This window comes from Rubrivivax gelatinosus (genome assembly GCF_016583785.1).
In the GTDB taxonomy this organism is placed as follows: domain Bacteria; phylum Pseudomonadota; class Gammaproteobacteria; order Burkholderiales; family Burkholderiaceae_C; genus Rubrivivax; species Rubrivivax gelatinosus_B.
This window is the reverse complement of record NZ_NRRU01000027.1, coordinates 45,531-53,374: the sequence shown is the minus strand read 5'-3', so window position 1 is coordinate 53,374 and position 7,844 is coordinate 45,531. Positions and strand designations below refer to the sequence as shown.

At 70.1% G+C, this 7,844-nt stretch carries 6 protein-coding genes; all 6 read right to left on the bottom strand.

The window, feature by feature from the left end; genetic code table 11:
- Window positions 1-1,337 (bottom strand): DNA primase (dnaG, locus tag CKO43_RS09215; protein ID WP_200378460.1); only part of this gene is annotated, 1,337 nt, incomplete at its 3' end.
- Complete coding sequence (locus CKO43_RS09210) at window positions 1,334-4,213, bottom strand: putative bifunctional diguanylate cyclase/phosphodiesterase (protein WP_242477918.1); 2,880 nt, start codon at window positions 4,211-4,213, stop codon at window positions 1,334-1,336. The genes dnaG and CKO43_RS09210, both read right to left, overlap by 4 nt.
- 250 nt (window positions 4,214-4,463) lie before the next feature.
- Window positions 4,464-4,772, bottom strand: coding sequence for an H-NS histone family protein (locus CKO43_RS09205; RefSeq protein WP_200228319.1), 309 nt, complete (start codon window positions 4,770-4,772; stop codon window positions 4,464-4,466).
- 89 nt (window positions 4,773-4,861) lie between these two features.
- Window positions 4,862-5,902 (bottom strand): extracellular solute-binding protein, encoded by a 1,041-nt coding sequence (locus CKO43_RS09200; RefSeq protein WP_200378459.1) that lies wholly within the window; start codon window positions 5,900-5,902, stop codon window positions 4,862-4,864.
- 266 nt (window positions 5,903-6,168) lie between these two features.
- A complete protein-coding gene (locus tag CKO43_RS09195; protein ID WP_200228317.1) occupies window positions 6,169-6,441 on the bottom strand; it encodes an oxidative damage protection protein in 273 nt (90 codons plus the stop codon).
- A 17-nt stretch (window positions 6,442-6,458) separates the two neighbouring features.
- A complete protein-coding gene (gene argA, locus CKO43_RS09190) occupies window positions 6,459-7,799 on the bottom strand; it encodes an amino-acid N-acetyltransferase (protein WP_200228316.1) in 1,341 nt (446 codons plus the stop codon).
- Window positions 7,800-7,844 lie beyond the last annotated feature (45 nt).

Genomic DNA, 7,844 nt, shown 5'->3' with positions numbered 1-7,844 from the left:
GGTGCTGCCGCGCCGCCCGGGCGCAGGCCCCAGCGGCGCGCGAGGTCCTCGCGCGGCAGCCGGGCGCGCTCGGCGATCTCGCCCAGCAGCTGGTCCTTCAGGCTGCCTTCGGGCAGCGCATCCCACAGCGGCCGCGCCTGCGCGGCCAGCCGGGCGCGGCCTTCGGCGGTCTCCAGGTCGGCGTCTTCGGCCGCCTGTTCGACCAGCTGGCGCGACAGCGGCACCGCCGCCGCCAGCGCCTGCTCGAAGGCTTCGGCGCCGAGTTCGCGCACATAGCTGTCCGGGTCGTGTTCAGGCGGCAGGAACAGGAACTTCACGCTGCGCAGGTCGCTCGCGTGCGGCAGCGCCGCCTCAAGCGCACGCGCGGCGGCGCGCCGGCCGGCGGCGTCGCCGTCGAACGAGAACACGATCGCGTCGGTGAAGCGGAACAGCTTCTGCACGTGCTCGGCGGTGCAGGCTGTGCCCAGCGTCGCCACCGCGTTGGCGAATCCGTGCTGGGCGAGCGCGACCACGTCCATGTAGCCCTCGACGACGAGCGCGAAGCCGCGTTCGCGCAACGCCTGGCGCGCCTCGAACAGACCGTAGAGTTCGCGGCCCTTGCTGAACAGCGGCGTCTCGGGCGAGTTGATGTACTTCGGCTTGCTGTCGTCGAGCACGCGGCCGCCGAAGCCGATGACCTCGCCGCCGACGTTGCGGATCGGGAACATCACGCGGTCGCGGAACCAGTCGTAGCGGCCGCGCTCGCCGTCCTCGGCCTCGCCTTCGGCCTGCTCGCGGTGGCGCACGAGGCCGGCCTCTTCGAGCAGCGGGTCGTCGTAGCGCGGGAAGACGCCGGCCAGCGTGCGCCAGCCGGGCGGGGCGTAACCGAGGCCGAAGCGGGCGGCGACGACGCCGGTGAGGCCGCGGGCCTTCAGGTAGCCGATCGCCCGTGGGCTGGTCTTGAGCTGGCCGCGGTAGAAGTCGTTGGCGCGCACCAGTACCTCGCCCAGCGAGAGCCGGCGCTCGCGCAGCTGGTCGCGGCGCACCAGCTCCTCGGGGCTCAGCTGCTCCTCGGGCACCTGCATGCCCACGCGCTGCGCCAGGTCGCGCACCGCCTCGATGAAGCTCAGGCCCTGGTGTTCCATCAGAAAGCGGATCGCGTCGCCCGAAGCGCCGCAGCCGAAGCAGTAATAGAACTGCTTGCTCGGGCTCACCGAAAAACTGGGCGACTTCTCGGCGTGGAAGGGGCACAGCCCCATGAAATTGGCGCCGCCGCGCTTGAGCTCGACGTGCGACCCCACCACGTCGACGATGTCGACGCGGGCCAGAAGGTCTTGCAGAAAACCGGGCGGGATCACCCGCCGAGTCTAGCCAAGGCTTCGCCGGGTGCCGGCGCGATGACGAAGACGCCGCGGAATTCGCGCACCCACTGCGCGACCTGCTCGGCGCGCAGCGGCGAGGCGATGCCGGTGCCCTGGCCGATGTCGCAGCCCAGATCCAGCAGCATGCGCGCCTGCGCCGGCGTCTCCACGCCCTCGGCGACGACGCTGCAGCCGAAGGTGCGCGCCAGGCTGATGATGCCCTCGACGATGCCGCGGTCCTGGGCGTCGTCGAGCATGTGGTGCACGAAGCTGCGGTCGATCTTCAGCGTGTCCGCCGGCAGATCCTTCAGGTAGCGCAGCGGCGAATAGCCGGTGCCGAAGTCGTCGAGCGCGAAGCGCACGCCGAGCTCGCGGCACAGCCGCATCTGCTCGGACGTCGTCGGGCTGTCCTCGGCGGCGATGGCGGCGGTCTCGACGACCTCGAGTTCCAGATAGGGCGCGAGATCATGGCCGTGGCGGCCGATCAGCGCCGCCAGCTGCGCCGCGAAGTCCTCGCGCCGCAGGTGGCGCGCCGATACGTTGACGCCGACGGCGAAGTCGAGCCCGTCGCGACGCCACTGCGCGAGGTGCTCCAGCGCCTGCGACAGCACCCAGTCGCCGACCCGCACCAGCAGCCGGTCTTCCTCGATTCGCGGCAGGAAGCTGTGCGGCGGCAGTTCGCCCTTGGTCGGGTGCTCCCAGCGCAGCAGGGCCTCGAAGCCGATGACGCGGCCGCTGCGCATGTCGACCTTGGGCTGGTAGCGCAGCATCAGCTCGCCGCGGTCGAGTGCCTGTTCGATCTCGTCCTGCGCCAGCGCCTGCGCTTCGCGCTCCTGGCGGCTGGCCGGGTCGAACAGCACGTAGCCGTTGCGCCCGGACTGCTTGGCGTCGTACATCGCGTGGTCGGCGTGGCGCAGCAGCGTTTCCGGGTCGCTGTGGTCCAGCGGGTACAGGGTCGCGCCCATGCTGGCGGTGATCGGCACCGGGTCGGCTTCCGGGTCGACGAGATAGGGCTGGGTCAGCACGCGCAGCACGCGCACGATCGCGCGCCGCGCCTCGTCGATCGAGCCGGCGCGCAGCAGCAGCACGAACTCGTCGCCGTGCAGGCGGGCGGCGACGTCGGCCCAGCGGTCGCGGCGGCGCAGCGTGTTGCGCAGCCGGCTCGCCAGTTCGACCAGCAGGCGGTCGCCGGCGTCGTGGCCGAAGCGGTCGTTGACCGGCTTGAAGTGGTCCAGGTCGAGGTAGCAGACGGCCACCATGAAACCGTCGCGGTCGGCGGTGGCCATGGCTTCGGTCAGCAGCGTCGACAGATGCGCGCGGTTGGGCAGCCGCGTCAGCTCGTCGTAGAGCGCCTGGCGCTCGAGCTGCTCGCGCTGGTGACGCTGCTCGGTGATGTCCGAGATGATCAGCACGTGGTGGCTGAGCCGGCGGTCGGTGCCCGGCACCGTCGAGATCGTCGCCTGCAGCGTGCGCAGGCTGCCGTCGGCGCGGCGCTCGTCGAGTTCGCCGCGCCAGGTGCCGCGTTCGCGCAGCGCGGTCCACATCTCGACGCGCTGTTGGCGCGCGCGCGCGTCGTCGGGTGCCGGCCGCAGCAGCGAGGGCACGGTGCCCAGCAACCGGTCGCGCGGCACGCCGAGGATCTCGGCGTAGGCCGGATTGGCCTCGAGCACGCGAAGCTCCGCGTCGGTCACCAGCAGGCCTTCGTGCAGGTGCTGGAACAGGCTGGTCGACAGGCGCTGGCGCTCGAGTGCCTCGTGGCGGTCCTCGACGTCGGCCAGCGTCGCGAGAATGCGCGCCGGGCGACCGTCGGTGCCGCGTTCGATGACCAGCAGCGTCGCCAGGCGCCAGCGCCAGCCGGCTTCGTGGCGCATGCGCAGTTCGAGCTGCAGCCGGCCGGTCTGGCCGGCGTCGATCTGGGCGATCGCCGCTTCCAGCCCGGCGCGGTCGTCGTCGTGGACCTGGCGCAGCCAGACCGCCGGCGTCCAGCCGGCGTCGGCAGACGGTGCGAGTGCGCGCCAGGCGGTCGAGGCGAAACCTTCGCCACGGCGCACGTGCCAGTCGGCGACACCCAGGCGCGAGCCGTCGAGCGCCCACTCCCAGCGCTGCTCGCGCCAGCGTGCTTCCACGGCTCCGGCATGCAGCATCAGCAGCAGTGCCGACAGGGTTGCCAGCCAGGCGCCGGTGGCCAGTGGCGCCGGCTGCACCGCACCGGCCCACCATGGAGCGCCCGAGGCGCAGGCCAGCGCCCCGGCGGTGGCGCACAGCAGCAGCGCCGCCGCCGCCAGCGGCGCGCCATGGCGCACGGCCAGTGCCACCAGCAGCAGCGGCGGCACGAACGGCAGCAGACCGCCCAACTGACCGACCTGGTTTGCCGGCACGCACAGCAGGGCGGTCGCGAAGGCCGCGCCGCCGGCTAGCGCCGCAGCGCTTGCCAGGCGCGGCGCCCGTTCCAGCACGAACAGCGCGCGGCGGTCCAGCGCCAGCAGCGGGAAGGCCGTCAGCAGGGCGCCAATGGACAGCGTCGCCCAGGCGGCCACGAGCGGGCCGACACGGTCGACCAGCGGATGCAGGGTGGTCCAGCGCAAGGCGCTGGTGGCGACGGCGGCCGCCACCGGGGCGAACACACCGGCCAAGGCGGCGACGAGCCAGCCGACGTCACGCGCGCGCTCGAGCCGGCGTTCGAAGCCGACCTGGCCCAGCAGCCGCCAGGCGAGCGCCAGACCGGCAGCCAGCGCCACGAGCGAGATGCCGATTTCCAGCGGCGGCAGGGGCTGGGCCAGCAGTGCCAGCGCAGCGCCGAGTGCTGCGCCAGCCGCCGAACCCGGGCCCCAGCGCACCAGGCCGGCGAGCACGACGCCAGCCGCGGGGCCCATCGTGCTCCAGGGCATGTCGGCAAGCGAAAAGCCGCCGAGCAGTCCAGCCAGCAGGCAGCCGAGCGCGGCAGCAAAGGCGCCGACGGCTCGGGCAGGGCCGGTCTGCCAGTCTGCCAGCAGGCGTGGCAGAAGTCGGCGGCTATCGGATGAGGTCACGCGGCGGGTGGCGGCAGCGAAAGAAGGGGCAAGCCCATGCTACCGCCGCGACCGCCCTTGCGCCGGGACCGGCCCCGGTTTGAGGTGGCCGGCTTTATACGGTGAAATCGGACAGCGCCCGGCCGTTGGCCAGCGCTGCCTTCAGCCACTTGGGCTGCAGGCCGCGGCCCGACCATGTGTCACCGGTGTCCGGATCGCGGTACTTGGCCGGAACCTTGCCGGTACTGCCGCGGCGCGGCGACGCGGTCGTGCCCTTGGCGCTCAGATCGGCCAGCGTCAGACCGTATTGCGACATCAGCGTCTTCACCTGGGCGATCGCCGCAGCGCGTTCTTCGCGCTGGGTCTCGACGATCTGCTTTTCGAGTGCCGCCTTCTGCGCGAGCAATTCGGACAACGTTGCCATCGAGGTATCTCCTGTCGAATCCGTCGGGTGCCCGGAATATAGCATCGCAACGCCCGGGCGGCCGCCGAATTAACCTCGACAGCTTTGAATCAGCGGTAACCGACGCGGTCCAGCAACTGTTGCACCCGGATCTGATTCATGCCGATCACGGAAATCGGCACGGTTTCCGTGCGGAAGCTGCCGAAGGACTCCAGGGCGGGATTGCGGGGCTTGACCCCGGGCACTGCCGGCCATTCGTTGTTACCGTTGGCGAAATACAACTGAGCGTCATCCCCAGAGAGGTATTCGAGGAATCGGACGGCAGCCTCGCGGTTCTTCGCGTAACGCGCCACGGCGCCGCCCGCGATATTGACATGGGTGCCGGTCGTCGCCTGGTTCGGGAAGACCACGGCGATGCGCTCGACGGCGGCCTGATCGGCCGGGTTCTGCGAGCGCATCATGCGCGCGAGGTAGTAGCTGTTGGTCAGCGCGACCGCGCACTCGCCGCTGGCGACGGCCTTGATCTGGTCGGTGTCGCCGCCCTTGGGCGCGCGCGCCATGTTGTCGACGAGTCCCTTGAGCCAGGTTTCGGTCTTTTGCGGCCCGAGGTGTTCGAGCATGGCGCCGAAGAGCGAAAGGTTGTAGGGGTGCGAGCCCGAGCGGGTGCACAGCCGGCCCTTGTTCACCGGGTCGGCGAGTTTTTCATAGGTGTCGACATCGCGCTTCTGGACGCGCGCCTTGTCGTAGACGATGACGCGGGCGCGGGTCGAAAAACCGAACCATTGCGAACCTTCGCCCTCGTCCTTGCTGCGCAGCGTCGCCGGGATTCGTTGTTCGAGCACACGGCTCTTCACCGGCTGGAACAGGCCCTGGGTTTCGGCGCGCCACAGGCGCGCGGCGTCGACCAGCAAGATGACGTCGGCCGGGCTGTTGCGGCCTTCGCTCTGCAGTCGGGCGAGCAGGCCGGCATCGTCGGCGTCGACACGGTTGATGCGGATGCCGGTCGCCTTCGTGAAGTTTTCGTAGAGCGCTTCGTCGGTCTGGTAGTGGCGTGCCGAATACAGATTCAGCACCTGATCCTGGGCCTGCACGGCCGTGGCACCGAATGCCAGCGCGACGGCGGCGATGCGGGTGATCAGCGAACGCAACATGAAAAGACTCCCGGTCAACTGGTGTTGAGGGAGTCTAGCTGAGAACGAGAATGGTTATCGATTGGCGTGATCGGCTGCGGGATTTGGCCGCGCGACCGGGTCGCGCGCCAGTTGTCGTAGCCGTCGCCGAGCTTCGCTCAGGCCGCCGGCGGGACAAAACCCGCCGGCGCGTCGGCTCCGCCGCCGAAGAAGAACCGTTGGTGCGCACGTCACCTGCGCTGCGCGCAGATGAGTGCGCCCCGCAGTTCTTCATGTCTGAGCTTCGCTCAGGCCGCCGGCGGGACAAAACCCGCCGGCGCGTCGGCTCCGCCGCCGAAGAAGAACTGCTCCATCTGGCGGGCGAGGTATTGGCGGGCGCGGGCGTCGGCCAGGTTCAGGCGGTTCTCGTTGACCAGCATCGTCTGGTGGCGCTTCCACAGCTCGAAGGCTTCCTTCGAGACGTTGTCGTAGATGCGTTTGCCGAGTTCACCGGGGTAGGGCGCGAAGCCCAGGCCTTCGGCCTCCTTCTTCAGGTAGACGCAGTTCACCATGCGGGCCATCGGGGTCTCCTTCGTGTTCAGAACAGTCGCTTGACCAGCACCTGCGAGCGCCGGTCCCAGTTGTATTTGCGCTTGCGCGCCTCGGGCAGCCAGTCGGGGTCGACCTGGGCGAAGCCGCGTTTGATGAACCAGTGCATCGTGCGTGTCGTCAGCACGAAGATCGATTCCAGCCCCATCGCCTTGGCGCGGTGTTCTATGCGCTTCAACATGCGTTCGCCGTCGCCCTGGCCCTGGGCCAGCGGCGACACCGTCAGCGCCGCCATCTCGGCGGTGCGCGCCTCGGGGTAGGCGTAGAGCGCGGCGCAGCCGAAGATGATGCCGTCGTGTTCGATGACGGTGTAGGCGTCGACGTCGCGTTCGATCTCGGTGCGCTCGCGCCGCACCAGCGTGCCGTCGCGCTCGAAGGGCTCGATCAGCTGCAGGATGCCGCCGACGTCGTCGGGCGTGGCTTCGCGCAGGCTCTCCAGCTTCTCGTCGACGACCATCGTGCCGATGCCGTCGTGGGTGAAGACTTCCAGCAGCAGCGAGCCGTCGGCCGCGAACGGCAGGATGTGCGAACGTTCGACGCCGCCTTCGCAGGCCTTGACGCAGTGCTGCAGATAAAAGCCCGGGTCGGTCGGCTTGGTCGGCGCCGGCCACTGCGCCAGCAGGCGCTTGGCGTCGAGCAGCGCCAGTTCGGTGTCGATCGGGCTTTCGGGGTCGTCCAGGCTCTCGCGTATGCCCGGCACCTCGGTCATGAAGACCAGCTTGTCGGCCTGCAGCGCGACGGCGGTCGAGGTGGCCACGTCTTCCATCGACAGGTTGAAGGCCTCGCCGGTCGGCGAGAAGCCGAACGGCGACAGCAGCACCAGCGCGCCGATGTCGATCGCGCGCCGGATCGCGCCGTGGTCGACACGCCGCACCAGGCCGCTGGACTGGAAGTCCACGCCGTCGACGATGCCCACCGGCCGAGCCGTCAGGAAGTTGCCCGAGACCACGCGCACCGTGGCGTTGGCCATCGGCGTGTTCGGCAGGCCTTGCGAGAACGCGGCCTCGATCTCGAAGCGCAACTGGCCGGCGGCTTCCTGCGCCGCGTCCAGCGCCACCGGATCGGTGATGCGGCGGCCGTGGCTGAAGCGCGAGACGTGGCCCTTGGCCGCGAGTTGTTCATTGACCTGGGGCCGGAAGCCGTGCACCAGCACCAGCTTCAGCCCCATCGCGTGCAGGATCGACAGGTCCTGGACGAAGGCGTTGAGCTTGCCCGCGGCGATCATCTCGCCGGTGACGGCGACGACGAAGGTCTTGCCCCGGTAGGCGTGGATGTAGGGCGCGACGGCGCGGAACCAGGGGACGAAGGTGTGCGGGAAAACGACGCTCATGGCGCGGGCGATTGTGCCGCAGCATCATCGGCGCTCCACGAAACA

What these genes read in the sequence shown, in the direction of transcription:
- CKO43_RS09210 (WP_242477918.1), bottom strand. Translation starts at nt 4,213, where the DNA reads ATGGGCCCCGCGGCTGGCGTCGTGCTCGCCGGCCTGGTGCGCTGGGGC.
- argA (WP_200228316.1), bottom strand. Translation starts at nt 7,799, where the DNA reads ATGAGCGTCGTTTTCCCGCACACCTTCGTCCCCTGGTTCCGCGCCGTC.
- CKO43_RS09205 (WP_200228319.1), bottom strand. Translation starts at nt 4,772, where the DNA reads ATGGCAACGTTGTCCGAATTGCTCGCGCAGAAGGCGGCACTCGAAAAG.
- CKO43_RS09195 (WP_200228317.1), bottom strand. Translation starts at nt 6,441, where the DNA reads ATGGCCCGCATGGTGAACTGCGTCTACCTGAAGAAGGAGGCCGAAGGC.
- CKO43_RS09200 (WP_200378459.1), bottom strand. Translation starts at nt 5,902, where the DNA reads ATGTTGCGTTCGCTGATCACCCGCATCGCCGCCGTCGCGCTGGCATTC.